This is a genomic window from Pseudomonas sp. KH_046_2, from assembly GCF_057838985.1.
The window spans coordinates 2614440-2634713 of sequence record NZ_CM174480.1; the positions used below are offsets into that span (position 1 = coordinate 2614440).

Consider the following 20274-nt stretch of genomic DNA (forward strand, 5'->3'; position numbering starts at 1 on the left):
CCCATGCTGCTTAAAGACAAAGTCGTGATGGTCTCGGGCGTCGGCCCCGGGCTGGGTATCAAACTGGCCCTGGAGGCCGCGCGGGAAGGAGCGCGGGCCGTGGCCATCGGCGCCCGCGACATGGGCCGCCTGCTTGAGGCGCAACAGCGTATCAAGGCGGTCGCCGGGCATTGCCAAGTGCTGTGCGTGGCCACCGATATCACCGATGTGCAGGCCTGCAATCGTTTCGCCGAAGCCACCCTTGAGCAATTCGGCTGTATCGATGCGCTGATCAACAGCGCCTTTTCCCATGGCGGTTTCCAGGCGGTGGACGAGGCGGACAACGATCCGCTGCGCGAGGCGCTGGAGGTCAACCTGTTGGGCTCGCTGAACATGAGCCGCGCGGTGCTGGCGCCCATGCGCGCGCAGGGCGCGGGGGCGATCGTGATGATCAACACTCTTGGGGTGCGCAAGCCGTATCAGGGCGGGGCGGCCTATGCCGCGTCAAAAAGCGCCCTGGCGGCCAGCGTGCGCTACCTGGCCAGCGAGCAGGCGGCCCACGGTTTGCGGGTCAACGCTCTGGCCTGTGGCTGGATGTGGGGCGAGCCGGTGCAGGCCCTGGTACGCCAGACGGCTGCCGCCCGGGGTGTCAGCGAAGAACAGGTGCGTGCCGAGTTCAGTACCGGCATCCCAGGTGGGCGCATGCGCAGCGACGAGGAGTGCGCCCGCGCTGCGTTGTTTCTGGCTTCGGACTACGCCAGTGCGATCAATGGCGCGCAGCTCGACGCCAACGGCGGCGAAGTCATGCACTGAGGAGCAGGGCAGATGAACACAATCGATCACTGTGCCTTCAACGGCGATGCCGACGGTCTGTGCGCCTTGCAGCAGTTGCGCCTGGCGGGCGAACTGAGTCCGCAGGTGCGCCTGGTCAGCGGGGTCAAGCGCGACATCGAGCTGTTGCGCCGGGTCCAGGCCGGAGCCGGCGAGCGGGTCACGGCGCTGGACGTGGCCCACGAGCAGAACCGCGAGGCCACCAAGCGTCTGCTCGACGCTGGCGCCCGGGTACGCTACTTCGACCACCACTTTGCCGGCGAACTGCCGCAGCACCTGGCATTCGAGTCCTTCATCGACACGGCCGCCCAGGTGTGCACCAGCCTGCTGGTCAACACCTACCTGGACGGGCGTCATCATCGCTGGGCGGTGGCCGCGGCCTTTGGTGACGGCCTGACCGGCCCGGCGCGGGCGCTGGCGACGCAGCATGGCCTGGCCAACGATGAAGTGCAGGCCCTGGAGGAACTGGGCTTGCTGCTCAACTACAACGCCTATGGCGACAGCCTGTCAGACCTGCACTTCGATCCACTGGCGTTGGCCGCCGAGCTGCTGCCTTACCACGACCCGCTGGATTTCATCCGCCACAGCACAAGCTTCACCACCCTGCGCATCGGCCATGCCGCCGACATGGCCGCTGCCGCAGGCCTTGAACCCTGGCACGAGGCCCGGGGCGCGCAGCTGTACCGCCTGCCCGAGCAACCCTGGGCGCGGAGGGTCAGTGGCGTGCTGGCCAACCAGCTGGCGGCCGGTGCGCCGCGCAAGGCGATCGGCTTGCTCAGCGCCAGGGCGGACGGTGACTGGTCGTTCAGCCTGCGTGTACCGGAAGAGGCCGGGCTGGCGGCGGATGCCTTCTGCCGGCAGTTTCCCACAGGGGGCGGGCGCAAGCGTGCTGCCGGGATCAACCGTCTGGCCGACGCGCAGTTGAAGGAAGTCGCCGCACGCCTGCTCGATTGCTATCGCTGAGCCAAGAGCAACGCAACCACGGCATCGTTTGCCCAACTGCCTTCCCGGAGTTTGTAAACCACATCGAGAAACTCATCTGAGCGTTCATAGCACTCATCGTGTCCGCTTTGATAAAGGGGCTCTCCAAGGGCTAATGCCGATCAGTTAAGCCTTCTCGCTTGACCTTTGGCCGCAAGAAATCAAAATCCGATGCCTGTACTGGCATCGGATTTTTTTATGCGTCTCGCTCGGGCACTGGAACTGACCCACAACATCGCCTCTACCCCCAACGCCATCGAGGGATTGGATGCCTTGCTCGATCCTTCTTTGGTCGAACAGGCGCTTGAACAAGCCGGTGTGGCGACGCTGCGCAAGCGTCGTTTGCCGCTGGAAATGATGCTCTGGTGCGTGATCTCCATGGCGTTCTTCCGGCGCATGTCGGCCTGGGATGTGGTCAGTCGCATGAACATCATGTTGCCGGGCCAGCGCCCGTTGGTGGCCCCCAGCGCCGTAGTCCAGGCCCGTCAGAGATTGGGCAGCGAAGCTGTACGACAAGTCTTCGATTTGACCCAGAAAAGTTGGCATGAGGCGGCCAATCATCCGACTTGGGCCGGTCTGCGTTTGTTGGGCGTCGATGGCGTTGTCTGGCGCACGCCCGACACGCCGGAAAATCGGGCGCGCTATGACTCCGCCAGCAACCAGCACGGCGACACCGGTTTTCCTCAGGTGCGCATGGTCTGCCAAATGGAGTTGACCAGCCATTTGCTGATTGGAAGTGCGTTTGACGGCTACCGCAGCAACGAAATGAAACTGGCCGAGCAACTGATCGAAACCACCCCCGATCACTCGCTGACGCTGTTTGATCGTGGTTTTTACTCGTTAGGTTTACTGCATCAGTGGCAGCAGGCAGGCGTCGAACGCCACTGGCTGATGCCGCTGAAAAAAGGCTCGCAGTACGAGGTGATCCAGCGTTTGGGGCGCCAGGATGCGATTGTTTCGCTGAGCACTTCGCCGCAGGCCCGCAAGCAATGGCCTGGGTTGCCGGAGCGGCTGACCGCGCGACTGCTGAGCAAAACCGTGAAGGGCAAGGTGTGTCAGATTCTGACCTCAATGGCTGACCCGCTGCGTTTTCCTTCCGACGAGATCGTTGATCTGTACAGCCAGCGCTGGGAAATCGAATTAGGCTTTCGGGAAATGAAGCAGACGCTGCTCAACAGCAGTTATACGCTGCGCAGCAAGACACCCGAGATGATCGAGCAAGAGTTGTGGGGCGTGTTGTTGGGCTACAACTTGTTGCGCTATCAGATGGTGGAAATGAGTCGCCACTGTCCTGGCATTTACCCGTGCGAAATGAGCTTTACCGCGTGTACCTGGGCGATTCTCGGGTTTATCAACAGCGTCTCGGCCGACCGTTCCGGGAACATCCCCAAGTATTTGGCCGAGCTTCATGCTTCAGCGCCGCACTACGTGCTGCCGCATCGACGTGAGGAGCGCGTTTATCCTCGGGCGATTCGGCTGAAATCACCGAAGTATCCGATCAAAAATAAAAATGCCAGTCAGCTTAACTGACTGGCATTACTCTCCAAGGGCCCATTTTTTGAGCAAATGTCCTGGTCAGAAGTATTTGAGCCAGCCGATATCGCGACGGCGTGCCTTCAATGCTGCGAACCAGCGCACGGGTAAATACAGGGATAAAGCCAGGAGCACCGCCGTCAGCCACACAGCCCAAATGCTGTCGAAACCGAAAAGAACTCCCTGGTTCAATCCGAACAACGCCACGCTGACCAGATACAGCGCCTTGAGTACGTAAAGGTGGAGCAAGTAGAAGAACATCGGTGCCGCGCCAAAGACTGCCAATGCATTGACCCACTTGCGTTGTCGGGCCCGTTCCAGGGCACGAAGCAGTAACAGGCCCATGCCCAGCGTCAGCAACAGGAACAACAGGGAGGGTGGGTATTTTGTAATGTTGAAGAAGCTCATGAACGTTTGCGTGATGCCTTCATGGGCGACCCAATGCGCCTCGCCATAACCATTGACGGCTCGCAGTGCGACAAATCCGATCAATGCCCCGGCCCCTGCAAGCAGCAGAGTACGTTGCCGCTGCGCGGCCAAAACCTGGCCAGCAAACCAGGGCCCGATACTGTACCCGAGGGCGATCACACCGATCCAAGGAAGCACAGGATAAGAGGTGCGCAGACGCAAGCTGTCGGAGAAATCGATCCAGCCGCGATCATGCAGAATCGCCCAAGGTATATGCATGGGCGAGCCTGTCGCGAAGTGAACATTATCCAGCAGGTTGTGCCCGGCCACGATCACCAGGCCCAGGCAGCACAGAATGGGCCTGGGTAACCAAACCAGTCCGGCCAGGGCAATCATGCAGATGCCAATGGCCCAGATCACTTGCATGTAAATGGCCGTAGGCGGGAACTGAAAGGTCCAGGCGAAGTTCACCAGGGTGAACTCCAGCAGTACCAGGAACAGGCCGCGTTTGAATAGAAAGGCTGACACATCGCCCTTGCCCTGGTGCTTTTGGCCGTACAGGTAAGCGGAAAGTCCAGTGAGCAGTATGAAAACCGGGGCACACAAATGGGCAAGTGTGCGGCTGAAAAATAGCGCCGGCTCAGTGGATTCGATGTCCATCGGGTCTGATACCTGACGGTGCAAAAAGAACGTTTCGCGTACGTGATCCAGCAGCATAAGGAGGATGACCAATCCTCTCAGGGCATCAATGGACAACAGGCGTTGGCTCAAGCTTGTGATGGGAGGAATGTGGGTAGAAGTTGTCATCGAATGTCGCAAGCAGGGAGTGGATGGCTCTGCCAGTGGCGACTGGCAATTCATGTTGTATTAAGGATATAACATAACATAATCGCTTGCTTCATGGGCATTCGTATGACGTGGCTAATTTCGATGTCATCGGTACTTCGGGGAGGGTGGCGTTTGCATGTAGCCTTCAACGCCGGCGAGGAGGGCGAAAGTGAGTCGCTCGCACCTCGTCGACGTTTTTAACCTGCGGGGCGTCGCACTAGCGACGATAGTAGCGGCGATCGTCCTCGTATCGGTACCGCATGGCCCGATCCTGATGGCGTTCCCAATCACGGCGGCGTTCTGCTTCCCGGCGGGCTTGCTCTCTGCGCCAGTTATCTCTATGCCAGTCGTCCCGGCGCCAATCGTCTCTACGAGAGTGCCAGCGGCCGTCATGCCAGTATCGGTCGTCATGGGCAAGCAAAGGCCCTGGTTGCTTGGCGACCCTACTGGCCAAGGTCGGCCAAGGGTTGCCGGCAGCCTGGACCGGAACCTGAACTTCTACGACTTCAGGTGCGAAAACAGGGGTTGAGGTCTTCATCTGTGTTGCTGATGCCGAGCCCACTGCCGCGAAGGCGAACAGGCCGAAGAGCACCATCCGTGGGTCATGGAATTTCATGAGCGAAGACAACCTCTGATTGATATTTGGACGTGTGGCCATCTGGCAGCGGGAAGCCTGCGGGTTTGCGCTTACCGAGTGGATGTGCCTATCCACATAGACCGATAAACAGGAAAAAGTTCTAGGGGACCGCTGTTTAAATAGCTAACGGCATAAGTGTGCGGCCCTTTTGGGGTTTGCTATCTCGATGTCCGTCCATGGCTGATTGCTGCCTGACGTGATGGGCTGCAACCGATCCAAAGCTGACGGTGGTGACAGGAAAAAATCGGCCAGAGCAGTCATTCAGCCCATCAAAAAACGGACCATTGATGCATTTACTGATTCACCATGGGGCGACAGAAATGGGCTACCTTGTTGACCCAGTTACTCACAGCTCAGGGAGAGCGACATGTCTGTAGAAATCCAGTTTTCGGAAAATGCGACTGAAGCAGAGCGGTCAGGAATTTTGACTCCGCTACTGGCACATAATCTGGCCAACGGTGGGGACGACGCCCATGAAACATTTGCCCTGTTGCTACGAGACCCTGACAGTAACGAAGTTATAGGCGGGCTATACGGCAAGGTCTCATATCGATGGCTGCTCATTGATCTTGTCAGCGTTCCCGAGTCGATGCGTGGCCAAGGTATCGGAGAACGGCTAATGCGCATGGCCGAAGATATCGCTCAGAAAAAGAACTGCACTGGTATCTGGCTGGAGGCCTTCAGCTTTCAGGCACCCGGTTTTTATCAAAAACTTGGCTACTCCGAATTCGGACGCCTGGCAGACTATCCACCGGGACATACCCGGCTCTATTACCAGAAGTCGTTGTGCTGACAGCGTTTTGATCTTGGCCCGATAGCTGCTTCGTTGGAGACCACAATCGGCCATAAGCAGCCGCTGGACAGACTAGTGGCTAATAGGTAGCGTCGACCTTCAGCACTGAATCTTTACCGCAGCTGAGCTTGGTGTCGCCAAATAGTAGTCAGGCGTATTAGTTGGAGGAGTTGCAATGACAACAATCGATGTGAAATCCCGATTCGAAGCAAAGCTTCTTCGTCCGACAAAGCCTGGTAATGATACGTCGTGGGCGTTCGTAGTACTGCCAAGAGACGCGAGTGAACAGCTTCCGAGGCGAGGAAGGACGACAGTTGACGGCACAATCAATGGGCACCATTTCCAGGCAACCCTTGAGCCGGATGGTCAGCTGAGCCATTGGCTGCAGGTAAGTAGAGAGTTACTCGAAGCCGCAGGCGCGGCCGTTGGGGATATCGTTACACTAGAGTTAACCCCTGTGAAGAAGGAACCCGAGCCTGACATCCCACCAGATTTTCAGGAGGCACTGGCAGCCACTCCAGAGGCTCGTAAAGTTTGGAACAATACGACGACCATCGCACGAGTAGACTGGATACACTGGATTATTTCAGCCAAGCAACTTAAGACGCGCGCAAAACGAATTGGTGATGCCTGCGATATGCTTGCATCCGGCAAGAAGCAGGTTTGCTGTTTCGACCAGTCCGGCTACTACAGTAAGGCCTTCCGTGCGCCCGAGGCAGAAAATTTATAAATGGAACATTCCGTTGAATACGCCTAACAATGCGTTCTGCCACGTTCTATGAGCGACTGGCCCCGTTGCGCGAACTAAAGAGTGGTCAGGGCGAGCACGCCCAACACCAGCCAGACAGACGAATGCAATCGCACTGACGACAGGGTTGGAAAGCATTACTCACCACGTGTGGGGAGGGTCCATATACGACTTGTTAGCCGCTTTAGAACCCCCCGAAACCGACAAACCAGGGAGTCAAAGCCCTGCCTTTATGCCCTTCATACTCCGATTCACTTTCAAGCTGCTTTCGACAATAAAACAAACTGATAATGGCTGGGATAAATAACAAGCTGAACAACCATTGAAATGCATCTGTTGATTTCAAGGTGATCGCCACAAGTAAATTAATTAGAGCTATGCCAATAATGAATAAGTTATATCTGATATGTCGACGCTTCATTGAAGCAAAGCTTTCCCAGTCATAAATCAGCCAGTCGTGGGAAAAATCGTCGCATTTAGGACACCTAAGGCTAGTCGGAAGCTTGTCTGCGATGTAACCACAGCCGGGGCATCGAACTTTCATGGCGCTATCCTGACACTCTCTCATTAGGTGGACATGCCATGTCGCATTTCTTGTCGCAGTAAGCGCGATATCTATCGAAGGGTAACGCGACAGGGGTGACAGCAAGCCCGACTAGGTAAGGAGGGTAGCAGGACAGCATCTATTTGCCACTAGTCTGTCCACCGACTGCTTTTGGCCGATTGTTACCTGTCGCAAAGGGCGGAAAACGACCGAGGCTGTGTAAAAACGTTCTCGACCAGTAGCGGCGATCTGAATCGGGTCAAATAACGCGATACCACGCAAATTTCAGGTCTTGATTTGACCAGAACTTCTACAGATTTCACGTAGCAACGCAGACCTAAAAAATGATGCAGGCGTTTTTACGCAGCCTGGGCCAGAAGCAGCCATTCACGTTTCATCGGAAAAGTGTCTCTGAGCCACATTCGGGGGGACAATCGAGAGCGATCTTCACATCTCGATCATGTATGCCCTTAGGGCGTGGTCAGGAGGAAACCATGAGCAAACGCGACAAGCGTGGCAATCCTGTTTCCTATGGCGTGCAGGAGGCGATCGATGCTCTGGATAGCGCTTGCGACTTGCTGCATGCCTACCAGGCCGATCCTCTGGCGGCGGCTGACAAAATTATCGCGCAGCACCCGGATTTTGCGCTGGCCTACGCCTTTCGTGCTGGCGCGATTGCGACTGCGACCGACAAAGCGTTTGACTCAGAGCTGTTCAAAAGTTTGGACGCGGCAGAGCGGTTGGCACCGAAAGCGAATGATCGCGAGCGGCAGCATATCCATGCCGTACGCGCTTGGTTCGACGGCGACTGGGAGCGGGCAATCGAAACCTGGGGGCGTGTTTCGATGGAGCACCCCCGCGATCTGCTGGCACTGCAATTCGCCCATTTGGGCGACTTCTATCTAGGTTACTCGCACATGCTACGTGATCGCGTGGCTCGTGTGATGCCGCGCTGGGACAACCAGATTCCTGGCTTTGGCTTTGTGAAAGGGATGTATGCCTTTGGCCTGGAAGAGGCAGGGGATTACCGGCAGGCCGAAGAGCAGGGGCGCGAGGCTGTTGCCTTGAACCCGCAGGATGGCTGGGCAGTGCATGCCGTCACCCATGTCATGGAAATGCAGGGCCGTAGCGAAGAGGGGGCAAAGTATCTTTCATCCAGCGCCAGTGCTTGGGCTCCCAATAGCATGTTTGCCTTCCATTTGTGGTGGCACCAAGCGCTATTCCTCCTTGAGGCCAATGATGTGGCGGGCGCGTTTCGTCTCTTTGATGAGGACATTTCAGCGGGTGGATTTGGTCAGGCGCTTGAGCTACTTGATGGATCAGCGCTGCTCTGGAGACTCTCTCTGCTCGGTCATGACGTTGGAGATCGGTGGAAAGGACTGGCCGAAAGATGGGAGTCCCGTTGTGAAGACGGCTTCTACGCCTTTAACGACGTGAACGCGATGATGTCATTCGTGGGTTCTGGAAACAGCCGTGCACAAACTCAGCAGTTGGATACCCTGAAGCGGACCGCTGCTGGCACTGGTACCAATGCCATGATGAGTAGAGAGATTGGTGTGCCGGCGTGCGAAGGGTTGGTGGCGTTTGGTCGTGGGGATTACGCCCAGGCTATAGCGTCGTTGATGCCGCTACGAGCCAAAGCCAACCGCTTCGGCGGTAGTCACGCGCAGCGTGATGTCTTCTCATGGACGCTGACCGAAGCCGCTATTCGCCTTGGCAACCGCACACTTGCCGAGGCACTGGTTGCCGAGCGCCTTGCATTGAAGCCTGAGAGCCCGATCAACCGCGCCTGGAAAATGCGCGCGGGTCAATTACAGCCGCTGCATGCGCGATAGCAGGAAGTCCGACCAATGATAGATCTATTTTCTCCGGGGCTTGCAGCAACCTTGTAGAAGCGGGCAGCTATGGGTCCAGGCTGTGTGAACACGCCAGTGATTGTCTAACCTTCTGATGGTCGAGATCGTATCGGGGGCGATCATGAAGCGATTCATTGAAGGTGAGGCTCGGACGCAAGTCACCTTGCTGCCGGAGTGTCTGGACGATTACGTAGCTGTAGAAAATCCAGTGCGCGTGGTCGACGTTTTCGTCGATGAAAGACGGCATGTTATTGCATTGTTACTACTTCTCGGGCTGCCAGTCCTGCGCAATGCACAAGCAATGTACGACGGGTAAGGAGCGCCGTGTGAAGCGCTGGGAACATGAGGCGGTAATCGATGCGATGCAGGTTCGGTTGGAACTTGACCCGGGGAAGATGAAGGTTCGCCGTCAAACTGTTGAGCATCCATTTGGAACGCTCAAATACTGGATGGGAGCCACCCACTTCCACACCAAAACACTTCCGCGGGTAAGTACCGAAATGAGCCTTCATGTGCTCGCCTACAACCTCAAACGAATGATGAGCATCTTCGGCATCTTGTTGGGACTGCTTGAGGCGATCAGGGCGTGAACCAGCCGCTTGATCGTCCGTGAGAGACTGTTTGGGCCGCTGACGCGGCCCAAACAGCATTTACGAACGCCTATGTGGCTGACCAGGGCAATTCGCGCTTCCGTCTGCTGGTTTCGCAGGCAACGTCCGTAGCTCTCAGCTTTCGACGTATTCAGTGCGTTTTCACACAGCCTGGACCCAAAGCAGCCGCTTGCAGATCATCCCCGGCCGTTCACGCTCATACCTGATCCATAGCCTCGGTCACCCCCCGATCCTCACCCAGGAACCCGCCGCTCTGATGGTGCCACAGCCGCGCATAGATGCCGTTCCTGGCGAGCAATTCGGAGTGGGTACCCTGTTCGATGATGCGCCCATCGTCCATGACAATAAGTCGATCCATCGCGGCAATCGTGGACAGCCGATGGGCGATGGCGATTACGGTTTTTCCCTCCATCATTTCATCGAGGCTTTCCTGAATGGCCACTTCGACTTCCGAATCCAGCGCGCTGGTAGCCTCGTCAAGTAGCAGGATCGGGGCGTTCTTGAGCATCACTCGGGCAATCGCGACGCGCTGGCGCTGTCCGCCCGACAGCTTGATGCCGCGCTCGCCCACCAAAGTGTCGTAGCCGGTGTGCCCTTGCCGGTCGCTCAGTTGGCGGATGAACTCATCGGCCTGGGCATTGGCCGCGGCACTGCGGATTTGTGCGTCACTTGCATCGGGTCGGCCGTGGGCGATGTTGTCGCGAATGGAACGGTGCAGCAGGGAAGTATCCTGGGTGACCATGCCGATGGCGCTGCGCAGGCTGTCTTGCGTCACCTGCGCAATGTCTTGCCCGACTATGCGAATCTGCCCGCGGTCGACGTCATGGAAACGCAGCAGCAAGTTGATGAGCGTGGATTTTCCCGCGCCGGAGCGGCCCACCAGGCCGATTTTTTCGCCCGGACGAATGTTCAGGCTCAGGCCATCGAGCACTTGGCGTTCGCCATTGTAGTTGAAGCTCACGTTGTCGAAGGTTACCGCCCCGCCGGAGGTCACCAGCATGCCCGCGTCCGGCGCATCCTGCACCTTTGGGCCGCGGGTAAGGGTTGCCATGCCATCCTGCACGGTGCCGATGCTCTGGAACAGCGAGGTCATTTGCCACATGATCCAGTGCGACATGCCATTGATGCGCAACGCCATGGCGGTAATCGCCGCCACGGCACCTGTGCCGACTTCGCCCAGGTGCCACAGCCAAAGCGCATAACCGCCTGCTGCCATGATCAACGTCACCACCAACGCTTGGTTGACGATCTCGAATTGGCTGACCAGGCGCATCTGGCGAAAGCCGGTCTGCTTGAAATCCTCCATGGCCGCGCGCGCGAAGTGCGCTTCACGATTGGAATGGGAGAACAGTTTCACTGTCGTGATGTTGGTGTGTTGCCGCAGTCCTCAGTCGCCTGTGGAAAGCCCATGCTTGTGTGCGTAGGCGTAGAGATCTACGCGGTTCGTCAGGCCCAGTTTGCTGTAGATCGATGTCAAATGATTGCGCAGCGTGTGTTCGCTGATGTGCAGCTTCTCGGCCACCAACTTGCCAGGGGCAGAGGGATCGCTGGCCAGCGATGCAATGGTTTGCTGTTCGCGGCGCGTCAGCTTGGCGATTTTGTGTTGCTCCGGGTCTATATCGCGCTCGACTTTCTTGCGCGCCAGTTCAAGGAAGATACGGCTGGTCGCATTGCGGTCAATCCACAGTTCGCCTTCGTGCACTTTTTCTATGGCTTTGAGCAATGTTGATGCGGATGCCGACTCCCGCTTATCCACCACGCCCCGTGCACCCGCCAGCACCGCACTGTCATGCAGCGCCACGTCGCTCGACCCTGTCACTACCAGAATCTTGGCTTTGGTCCGGCTGTGCAGTTCGGCCAGCGACTCGATACAGTCCTCGCTGTCCAGGTCCAATACCACCACATCTGGTGTGTATTGGTGCAGCGAAAGCAGGTATTGCGCCACCGACGCCGTCGAACCCGCCAATGCCAACCTCGGTTGAGCGCTTTCCACCAGACGCTCAAGGCCCCAGGCCACGAGCGGTAGAGCTACTAACAGGACTTGAATTGGCATGCGGCTCGCTGCCTCTTTAGGCGGGTTGTGTTAGCTGATCATGATAGCAATCGTTGCAGCCCGTAGCTTTTTTCTATGGCGCTTCAGGCACCCCCTCCCATGACATTTGTCCCGTAAAACACTGTTTTCATGGGGGATTGACTCCCAGAAAAAAAGGGATAGCGCACTCATGTAAAAAACCGCGGCCGTTTTTAGACTGCAGTCATGAAAGACGCACACCGAATTGAGCCCCGAGAACAAGTCACCCTGTCGCTGCAACTGATCGGCGGGGGCAGTGGTGTCATCCGTGACATCAGCGCCTCCGGTTTGTATTTCGAAACCGATAGCGAGCAGCAGGTGGGTAGCTTGATTGACTTCGAGATCGAACTCGACACCCCCGGCGGCCCCATGAAGTTCAAGGCGCAAGGACAAATCGTGCGCATTGAGCCACAGGGCGGCAGGATCGGGGCGGGCGTGAAGCTGCTGGCCAGCCGGCTGGTACCGGTGGAGTGAGGTGTTCGTGGGGTGAGGAAGAATCGGCTTGTGGCTGTTAGCGGCCCACAGCGGTTTTTTGCTCAGGGTGACTTCTTAGGGAGAAAGACATGGCTAGCACTACAACTACCAGCGGCGGAACCGTTACCTCGTTTTCCAACACGCCGCAGGCGAAGGATGACGTCTTTACCATCACTGAAAATCTGTTGAGGGTCAGGTATTGGGACGTCATGTCCAATGACCTCGGCGGTAGCGCGAAGACACTCTGGTCACTCGACAATGCGGTGAGCGATCCTACTGCCACCAAGGCTTATGCTCCGGCCGACCTCCTGACCCAGGATACGGCGAGGGCTGAGGGGCTGAGTTCTGACACCAGTTCGAAAGGTGCAAAGATCTGGATCACCTCGGACGGTAAGGTCGGCTATGACGCCGCTTCTTTCTCGCCTGATGTAAAGGCACAAATCCAGGCGCTTGCTACTGGCCAGCTCCTGACGGACAGCTTCACCTATGCGATTCGCCTCGGCAACGGAACGCTCAGTTGGGCCACCGCGACGGTGCAGTTTTCGGGCGTGAATGATGGTGTGGCGATCAGCAACGGCGCGCAGGCCGGCACGGTGACCGAAGACGCCAACACCACTGCGAGCGCGACCGACTCGCTGACGGCCAGCGGCACGATTGTGTTTAACGACGTCGACCTGAGTGACATGCACATGGCGACGTTCGCGTCGGCGGGGGGCAATGCTACTCATCTGGGTACATTCGTGCTCTCGCCGGTAAGCGAAGCAACGAACGCGGCCGACGGTTCGGTGCAATGGACGTACAACCTGAGCAATGCGGCGGCGCAGGACCTGGCCCAGGGACAGACAGTAACCGAAACTTACCTGGTCACCATCAGCGATGGTCATGGTTCGTCGGTTACGCAGAATGTGACCATCACCATCACCGGCAGCAACGACGAAGTGCTGGTCAGTGGCGCGGTCGACAGCGGCGAGGTGGTAGAAGACGGCACCGCGCAGGCCAGCGGCACGGTGGACTTCACCGATGTCGACCTGACCGACGATCACCTGGTGACCGCGGCGCCCAAGTCGAGTGACTACAGCACGGCGATGGGTACCTTCAGCGTGGTGGAAACCACCGACACCACCGGCACCGGCATCGGCGGGGTCGTGACCTGGACCTATGGCATCGACAACGCGGCGGCGCAGCAGCTGGCCGCCGGCCAGACGGTGCATGAAGTCCACACCATCACCATCAATGACCAGAACGGCGACACCGTCACTCAGGACGTGACCATCACCATCACCGGCAGCAACGACGAAGTGCTGGTCAGTGGCGCGGTCGACAGCGGCGAGGTGGTAGAAGACGGCACCGCGCAGGCCAGCGGCACGGTGGACTTCACCGATGTTGACCTGACCGACGATCACCTGGTGACCGCGGCGCCCAAGTCGAGTGACTACAGCACGGCGATGGGTACCTTCAGCGTGGTGGAAACCACCGACACCACCGGCACCGGCATCGGCGGGGTCGTGACCTGGACCTATGGCATCGACAACGCGGCGGCGCAGCAGCTGGCCGCCGGCCAGACGGTGCATGAAGTCCACACCATCACCATCAATGACCAGAACGGCGACACCGTCACTCAGGACGTGACCATCACCATCACCGGCAGCAACGACGAAGTGCTGGTCAGTGGCGCGGTCGACAGCGGCGAGGTGGTAGAAGACGGCACCGCGCAGGCCAGCGGCACGGTGGACTTCACCGATGTTGACCTGACCGACGATCACCTGGTGACCGCGGCGCCCAAGTCGAGTGACTACAGCACGGCGATGGGTACCTTCAGCGTGGTGGAAACCACCGACACCACCGGCACCGGCACCGGCGGGGTCGTGACCTGGACCTATGGCATCGACAACGCGGCGGCGCAGCAGCTGGCCGCCGGCCAGACGGTGCATGAAGTCCACACCATCACCATCAATGACCAGAACGGCGACACCGTCACTCAGGACGTGACCATCACTATCACCGGCAGCAACGACGAAGTGCTGGTCAGTGGCGCGGTCGACAGCGGCGAGGTGGTAGAAGATGGCACCGCGCAGGCCAGCGGCACGGTGGACTTCACCGATGTCGACCTGACCGACGATCACCTGGTGACCGCGGCGCCCAAGTCGAGTGACTACAGCACAGCGATGGGTACCTTCAGCGTGGTGGAAACCACCGACACCACCGGCACCGGCATCGGCGGGGTCGTGACCTGGACCTATGGCATCGACAACGCGGCGGCGCAGCAGCTGGCCGCCGGCCAGACGGTGCATGAAGTCCACACCATCACCATCAATGACCAGAACGGCGACACCGTCACTCAGGACGTGACCATCACCATCACCGGCAGCAACGACGAAGTGCTGGTCAGTGGCGCGGTCGACAGCGGCGAGGTGGTAGAAGATGGCACCGCGCAGGCCAGCGGCACGGTGGACTTCACCGATGTCGACCTGACCGACGATCACCTGGTGACCGCGGCGCCCAAGTCGAGTGACTACAGCACGGCGATGGGTACCTTCAGCGTGGTGGAAACCACCGACACCACCGGCACCGGCATCGGCGGGGTCGTGACCTGGACCTATGGCATCGACAACGCGGCGGCGCAGCAGCTGGCCGCCGGCCAGACGGTGCATGAAGTCCACACCATCACCATCAATGACCAGAACGGCGACACCGTCACTCAGGACGTGACCATCACCATCACCGGCAGCAACGACGAAGTGCTGGTCAGTGGCGCGGTCGACAGCGGCGAGGTGGTAGAAGACGGCACCGCGCAGGCCAGCGGCACGGTGGACTTCACCGATGTCGACCTGACCGACGATCACCTGGTGACCGCGGCGCCCAAGTCGAGTGACTACAGCACGGCGATGGGTACCTTCAGCGTGGTGGAAACCACCGACACCACCGGCACCGGCACCGGCATCGGCGGGGTCGTGACCTGGACCTATGGCATCGACAACGCGGCGGCGCAGCAGCTGGCCGCCGGCCAGACGGTGCATGAAGTCCACACCATCACCATCAATGACCAGAACGGCGACACCGTCACTCAGGACGTGACCATCACCATCACCGGCAGCAACGACGAAGTGCTGGTCAGTGGCGCGGTCGACAGCGGCGAGGTGGTAGAAGACGGCACCGCGCAGGCCAGCGGCACGGTGGACTTCACCGATGTCGACCTGACCGACGATCACCTGGTGACCGCGGCGCCCAAATCGAGTGACTACAGCACGGCGATGGGTACCTTCAGCGTGGTGGAAACCACCGACACCACCGGCACCGGCACCGGCATCGGCGGGGTCGTGACCTGGACCTATGGCATCGACAACGCGGCGGCGCAGCAGCTGGCCACCGGCCAGACGGTGCATGAAGTCCACACCATCACCATCAATGACCAGAACGGCGACACCGTCACTCAGGACGTGACCATCACCATCACCGGCAGCAACGACGAAGTGCTGGTCAGTGGCGCGGTCGACAGCGGCGAGGTGGTAGAAGACGGCACCGCGCAGGCCAGCGGCACGGTGGACTTCACCGATGTCGACCTGACCGACGATCACCTGGTGACCGCGGCGCCCAAGTCGAGTGACTACAGCACGGCGATGGGTACCTTCAGCGTGGTGGAAACCACCGACACCACCGGCACCGGCATCGGCGGGGTCGTGACCTGGACCTATGGCATCGACAACGCGGCGGCGCAGCAGCTGGCCGCCGGCCAGACGGTGCATGAAGTCCACACCATCACCATCAATGACCAGAACGGCGACACCGTCACTCAGGACGTGACCATCACCATCACCGGCAGCAACGACGAAGTGCTGGTCAGTGGCGCGGTCGACAGCGGCGAGGTGGTAGAAGACGGCACCGCGCAGGCCAGCGGCACGGTGGACTTCACCGATGTTGACCTGACCGACGATCACCTGGTGACCGCGGCGCCCAAGTCGAGTGACTACAGCACGGCGATGGGTACCTTCAGCGTGGTGGAAACCACCGACACCACCGGCACCGGCATCGGCGGGGTCGTGACCTGGACCTATGGCATCGACAACGCGGCGGCGCAGCAGCTGGCCGCCGGCCAGACGGTGCATGAAGTCCACACCATCACCATCAATGACCAGAACGGCGACACCGTCACTCAGGACGTGACCATCACCATCACCGGCAGCAACGACGAAGTGCTGGTCAGTGGCGCGGTCGACAGCGGCGAGGTGGTAGAAGACGGCACCGCGCAGGCCAGCGGCACGGTGGACTTCACCGATGTTGACCTGACCGACGATCACCTGGTGACCGCGGCGCCCAAGTCGAGTGACTACAGCACGGCGATGGGTACCTTCAGCGTGGTGGAAACCACCGACACCACCGGCACCGGCACCGGCGGGGTCGTGACCTGGACCTATGGCATCGACAACGCGGCGGCGCAGCAGCTGGCCGCCGGCCAGACGGTGCATGAAGTCCACACCATCACCATCAATGACCAGAACGGCGACACCGTCACTCAGGACGTGACCATCACTATCACCGGCAGCAACGACGAAGTGCTGGTCAGTGGCGCGGTCGACAGCGGCGAGGTGGTAGAAGATGGCACCGCGCAGGCCAGCGGCACGGTGGACTTCACCGATGTCGACCTGACCGACGATCACCTGGTGACCGCGGCGCCCAAGTCGAGTGACTACAGCACAGCGATGGGTACCTTCAGCGTGGTGGAAACCACCGACACCACCGGCACCGGCATCGGCGGGGTCGTGACCTGGACCTATGGCATCGACAACGCGGCGGCGCAGCAGCTGGCCGCCGGCCAGACGGTGCATGAAGTCCACACCATCACCATCAATGACCAGAACGGCGACACCGTCACTCAGGACGTGACCATCACCATCACCGGCGATAATGATGCCCCCACGGTAACCTCTGGGGCGACGGCAAGCGTGGCGGAAAATGCCTTGGCCAGCACCGTGGTGTACGCCGCAACGGCGACTGATCCGGATGCAGGTGACGGCAAGACCTGGACGCTGACAGGCACGGATGCATCGTTACTCCACATCAACTCCAGCACGGGTGAGGTGACGTTAAATGCCTCGGCAGACTATGAAACCAAGTCGAGCTATAGCTTCAACGTAGTGGTCACTGACGACGGTGATTTGAGCGACAGCAAGGCCGTGACTTTGAATATCAACGACGTCAACGAAGCCCCCACGGCAGTCAGCTTCAGCAACACCACAACAGCGATCAATGAAAACGTCGTAGTTGGTGCGGGTATCAAGGTTGCCGATATCGCCATTACCGACGATGCATTGGGTTCAGAAGCGCTCAGCCTGAGTGGGGCCGATGCTGCTTCGTTTGCGATAGTCGGCAACGAACTGCGCTATGTCGGCGCATCGCCCGATTTCGAGGTGAAATCGTCCTATAGCGTGACGGTAAATGCCAATGACCCGACGGTCGGTGGCAATCCAGATGCGGCCCAGAGCTTCACGCTCACTATCAATGATGTTGTCGAGGACAGCACAGCGCCGACGGTGACAGGTGCCAGTTATGGTACTAACGATGGCACGGTTAAGGCAGCTGAGACGGTGACGCTGAACATCACCTTCAGCGAAGCCGTACTGGTCACCGGTTCGCCGACGCTCAATCTGAACACGGGCGGGACGGCGAGCTACACAAGTGGTTCAGGCACCAATACGTTGACATTCACCTACACAGTGACTGCGGGTCAAAATACCGCCGATCTTGCCCTTGCTGCGTCGCCATTCACCCTAGGAGGCGCGACGATCAAAGATGCTGAGGGGAATAATGCCGATCTTGCAGGTGCCAATAGTCTCAACCCAGCTACCACGCTGATCGTCGACACACAGGCACCTACGGGAAATCCTCCAGGAGGGATTAACAATACTTGGACCAATCCGACTTTCTCACTTGGGGTTGCCGATAATCTTTCCGGTGTGACCTCGGTGCATGTCGACACGGTTCGTTCCTCCGGGCCGCAAGTGTCTTTCGATGCATCCTTGACCAGCGGTTCCTCAACCAGTGGAACTTGGACGCATTCGACTACAGCGCTCGTAAACAATGAAAACTTAAATATTAAGTTCACCGACGCTGCAGGCAATATGGTCACAGTGACAGGCAAGGCCCCTGCCGGTGCCGCCGGAGAGCCCATCAATCTGGCCCTCGAGGTACCCGCCGCAGGGATAAGCGGCCTGATTACCCTGATCATCAGCGGTCTGCCCGCAGGCTGGCTGTTAAATGTCGGCACCGACAACGGCGACGGCACCTGGACAGTGCAAACCAATGACCCTGGCTCACTGACCGTTACCACCCCATCGGACTTCGCCGGTGCGTTGGTCCTCGGCGTCAACATGAGCTGGACCAATGCCGACGGCAGCATTGGCAATGCCTACGTGGCTGACAACGTCGAAGCCTTTGCCCCTGGCAATCCAATCTTCGCCTTGTCGACAGACGACAACCTGACCGGCTCGTCCGGTGCCGACACCTTCGTGTTCGCCCAGCCAATCGGCAACAACGTCATTCACAACTTCGACGCGGCGGCGGACAAGATCGACTTGATCGGCTTCACGGGCGTCAACGGCATGGCGGATGTGAGTATCGCCAACGACGCGAACGGCAATGCCGTGCTCAGCATCAGCGCCGACCAGACGATCACGGTCAAAGGTGTGGATGCTGCGGCGTTGAGCGGGGCCAATCTGCTGTTCGATGTGGACCCGGTCACGACCAATACGGGCACCATCACCATTGCCGACGGCGCGATCATGCCGTTCGGTGGCAGCATCGACAACAGCGGCACCATAGCGCTCGGCTCCACCGGCAGCGGAACCGATCTCGAGATTCTGTTCCGTGGCGCGACGTTGACCGGTGGCGGGCAAGTGGTTCTGTCCGACAGCGCGCAGAACGTGATCTTTGGTGGCAGCGCGGACACGGTGCTCACCAATGCCGACAACACCATCTCGGGTGCTGGCCAGTTGGGCGCGGGGCAGATGATGCTGGTCAACTCGGGCCTGATCCTTGCCAGCGGCGTCAATGCGCTGGTGATCGATACCGGTAGCAGCGCCGTTACCAACACGGGTGTGCTGCAAGCCAACGGCAGCGGCGGATTGGTGGTTGAAAGTGCGCTCGTCAACAGCGGCAGCCTGTGGGCGAACGATGGCAACATTACCGTCCACGGAGATGCCAGTGGCGCGGGAAGCGCGACTATCAGCGGTTCGGCGATACTGGAGTTCGGTGCTGCCTCCGATCAGCATGTGACGTTCGACAGCGGCGCAGCAGGCACGCTCAAACTCGATGTGTCGACGGCGTTCAGTGGCAGCGTCAGCGGTTTTGCCGCAGGTGACAAGCTGGACTTTGGCGATGTTGCGTTCGGCGCCAATACACAGATCACCTATGCAGCGAATGACACCGGAACCGGCGGCATGCTGAGCGTGAGCGACGGTGCGCACGTGTCGCAGCTCGTGATGAATGGCCAATACGTGGCCGCGGGTTTGCAGGCGAACGCCGAGGGCAGCGGCAGTGAGCTGGCCTACGATGCAGCGGCGGCAAACCATACGATGCTGGGCGGCCAGGCCAACGACATTCTGGTCGGCGGTGCGGGTGACGATCTGTTTTTCGGCGGGCTGGGCAACGACACGCTCAACGGCGGCCTCGGCAACGATACCTTCGCGTTTGCTGCCGCAGGCTTCGGCAACGACTCGGTCCAGGGCTTCGACGTCGATCCGGCCGGAGGGCAGGACCTGCTCAATATCGCGGGGCTGGGGATCAGCAGCGAGACGTTCGCTGCCAACGTGAGCATTGCGGCTGACGGGGCGGACACGGTGATCGGGATCGGAGTGGACTCTATTCGCCTTGTCGGTGTTAACAGTGCAGGTATCGATCAGGCGGACTTTATCCTGATGACATGATGCTTTTGCTACTGGCCGCACGTTGCTACGCGGTTGCAGACCCCATCGCGAACAAATCCGC

Annotated in this window: 13 protein-coding genes and 2 pseudogenes; 10 read left to right on the forward strand and 5 right to left on the reverse strand. The window is 59.3% G+C overall.

Going from position 1 to position 20274, the window contains the following annotated elements; all coding sequences use genetic code 11:
• The first annotated feature begins 3 nt into the window (after nucleotides 1-3).
• The 3 genes from AC3IX1_RS11910 (at nucleotide 4) to AC3IX1_RS11920 (ending at nucleotide 3321) form a co-directional block, all read left to right on the forward strand.
• Nucleotides 4-792: an SDR family oxidoreductase gene (locus AC3IX1_RS11910; RefSeq protein WP_489388327.1), complete on the forward strand. Its 789-nt coding sequence runs from the start codon at nucleotides 4-6 to the stop codon at nucleotides 790-792.
• A gap of 12 nt (nucleotides 793-804) precedes the next feature.
• Entirely contained in the window at nucleotides 805-1773 is a 969-nt protein-coding gene (locus tag AC3IX1_RS11915) for a DHH family phosphoesterase (RefSeq protein WP_489388328.1), read from the forward strand.
• A gap of 216 nt (nucleotides 1774-1989) precedes the next feature.
• Nucleotides 1990-3321, forward strand: coding sequence for an IS4 family transposase (locus AC3IX1_RS11920; RefSeq protein WP_489385477.1), 1332 nt, complete (start codon nucleotides 1990-1992; stop codon nucleotides 3319-3321).
• Nucleotides 3322-3366: 45 nt separating this feature from the next.
• On the opposite strand, the gene AC3IX1_RS11925 is transcribed toward AC3IX1_RS11920, so the two are convergent.
• Both AC3IX1_RS11925 and AC3IX1_RS11930 read right to left on the reverse strand, forming a co-directional pair.
• Entirely contained in the window at nucleotides 3367-4539 is a 1173-nt protein-coding gene (locus tag AC3IX1_RS11925) for an acetyltransferase domain-containing protein (protein WP_489388329.1), read from the reverse strand.
• Nucleotides 4540-4777: 238 nt separating this feature from the next.
• Nucleotides 4778-5176 carry a hypothetical protein gene (locus AC3IX1_RS11930; protein ID WP_489388330.1) on the reverse strand — a complete coding sequence of 133 codons (399 nt, stop codon included), beginning with the start codon at nucleotides 5174-5176 and terminating at the stop codon, nucleotides 4778-4780.
• A gap of 388 nt (nucleotides 5177-5564) precedes the next feature.
• Between AC3IX1_RS11930 and AC3IX1_RS11935 the strand changes: the two genes are divergently transcribed.
• Entirely contained in the window at nucleotides 5565-5990 is a 426-nt protein-coding gene (locus AC3IX1_RS11935; RefSeq protein WP_489388331.1) for a GNAT family N-acetyltransferase, read from the forward strand.
• 175 nt (nucleotides 5991-6165) lie between these two features.
• Nucleotides 6166-6720 carry a YdeI/OmpD-associated family protein gene (locus tag AC3IX1_RS11940; RefSeq protein WP_489388332.1) on the forward strand — a complete coding sequence of 185 codons (555 nt, stop codon included), beginning with the start codon at nucleotides 6166-6168 and terminating at the stop codon, nucleotides 6718-6720.
• A gap of 202 nt (nucleotides 6721-6922) precedes the next feature.
• On the opposite strand, the gene AC3IX1_RS11945 is transcribed toward AC3IX1_RS11940, so the two are convergent.
• Entirely contained in the window at nucleotides 6923-7282 is a 360-nt protein-coding gene (locus AC3IX1_RS11945; RefSeq protein WP_489388333.1) for a hypothetical protein, read from the reverse strand.
• Between the two features lie 494 nt (nucleotides 7283-7776).
• On the opposite strand from AC3IX1_RS11945, the gene AC3IX1_RS11950 reads away from it, so the two are divergent.
• The 3 genes and pseudogenes from AC3IX1_RS11950 to AC3IX1_RS11960 all read left to right on the forward strand — a co-directional run.
• Nucleotides 7777-9117 (forward strand): tetratricopeptide repeat protein, encoded by a 1341-nt coding sequence (locus AC3IX1_RS11950; RefSeq protein ID WP_489388334.1) that lies wholly within the window; start codon nucleotides 7777-7779, stop codon nucleotides 9115-9117.
• 142 nt (nucleotides 9118-9259) lie between these two features.
• Nucleotides 9260-9454, forward strand: coding sequence for a hypothetical protein (locus tag AC3IX1_RS11955; RefSeq protein ID WP_489388335.1), 195 nt, complete (start codon nucleotides 9260-9262; stop codon nucleotides 9452-9454).
• Nucleotides 9363-9728, forward strand: a pseudogene (locus AC3IX1_RS11960) (transposase); the annotation flags it as partial. The gene AC3IX1_RS11955 and the pseudogene AC3IX1_RS11960, both read left to right, overlap by 92 nt.
• A gap of 217 nt (nucleotides 9729-9945) precedes the next feature.
• Here the strand turns inward: AC3IX1_RS11960 and AC3IX1_RS11965 are convergent.
• Together AC3IX1_RS11965 and AC3IX1_RS11970 are read right to left on the reverse strand one after the other, a co-directional pair.
• A pseudogene (locus AC3IX1_RS11965) lies at nucleotides 9946-11124 on the reverse strand (ABC transporter ATP-binding protein); the annotation flags it as partial.
• A gap of 12 nt (nucleotides 11125-11136) precedes the next feature.
• Nucleotides 11137-11802, reverse strand: coding sequence for a LuxR C-terminal-related transcriptional regulator (locus AC3IX1_RS11970; protein ID WP_489388336.1), 666 nt, complete (start codon nucleotides 11800-11802; stop codon nucleotides 11137-11139).
• A gap of 204 nt (nucleotides 11803-12006) precedes the next feature.
• On the opposite strand from AC3IX1_RS11970, the gene AC3IX1_RS11975 reads away from it, so the two are divergent.
• The gene (locus AC3IX1_RS11975) at nucleotides 12007-12294 is read left to right on the forward strand and encodes a PilZ domain-containing protein (protein WP_477778050.1); all 288 of its coding nucleotides are present in this window, start codon (nucleotides 12007-12009) and stop codon (nucleotides 12292-12294) included.
• Nucleotides 12295-12383: 89 nt separating this feature from the next.
• Nucleotides 12384-20213 carry a beta strand repeat-containing protein gene (locus AC3IX1_RS11980; RefSeq protein WP_489388337.1) on the forward strand — a complete coding sequence of 2610 codons (7830 nt, stop codon included), beginning with the start codon at nucleotides 12384-12386 and terminating at the stop codon, nucleotides 20211-20213.
• Nucleotides 20214-20274: the final 61 nt, after the last annotated feature.

Bases quoted from the DNA above. Each gene is read 5' to 3' on its own strand.
- AC3IX1_RS11950 (WP_489388334.1), top strand. From the start codon at position 7,777: ATGAGCAAACGCGACAAGCGTGGCAATCCTGTTTCCTATGGCGTGCAG.
- AC3IX1_RS11920 (WP_489385477.1), top strand. From the start codon at position 1,990: ATGCGTCTCGCTCGGGCACTGGAACTGACCCACAACATCGCCTCTACC.
- AC3IX1_RS11955 (WP_489388335.1), top strand. From the start codon at position 9,260: ATGAAGCGATTCATTGAAGGTGAGGCTCGGACGCAAGTCACCTTGCTG.
- AC3IX1_RS11915 (WP_489388328.1), top strand. From the start codon at position 805: ATGAACACAATCGATCACTGTGCCTTCAACGGCGATGCCGACGGTCTG.
- AC3IX1_RS11975 (WP_477778050.1), top strand. From the start codon at position 12,007: ATGAAAGACGCACACCGAATTGAGCCCCGAGAACAAGTCACCCTGTCG.
- AC3IX1_RS11935 (WP_489388331.1), top strand. From the start codon at position 5,565: ATGTCTGTAGAAATCCAGTTTTCGGAAAATGCGACTGAAGCAGAGCGG.
- AC3IX1_RS11945 (WP_489388333.1), bottom strand. From the start codon at position 7,282: ATGAAAGTTCGATGCCCCGGCTGTGGTTACATCGCAGACAAGCTTCCG.
- AC3IX1_RS11980 (WP_489388337.1), top strand. From the start codon at position 12,384: ATGGCTAGCACTACAACTACCAGCGGCGGAACCGTTACCTCGTTTTCC.
- AC3IX1_RS11930 (WP_489388330.1), bottom strand. From the start codon at position 5,176: ATGAAATTCCATGACCCACGGATGGTGCTCTTCGGCCTGTTCGCCTTC.
- AC3IX1_RS11925 (WP_489388329.1), bottom strand. From the start codon at position 4,539: ATGACAACTTCTACCCACATTCCTCCCATCACAAGCTTGAGCCAACGC.
- AC3IX1_RS11940 (WP_489388332.1), top strand. From the start codon at position 6,166: ATGACAACAATCGATGTGAAATCCCGATTCGAAGCAAAGCTTCTTCGT.
- AC3IX1_RS11910 (WP_489388327.1), top strand. From the start codon at position 4: ATGCTGCTTAAAGACAAAGTCGTGATGGTCTCGGGCGTCGGCCCCGGG.
- AC3IX1_RS11970 (WP_489388336.1), bottom strand. From the start codon at position 11,802: ATGCCAATTCAAGTCCTGTTAGTAGCTCTACCGCTCGTGGCCTGGGGC.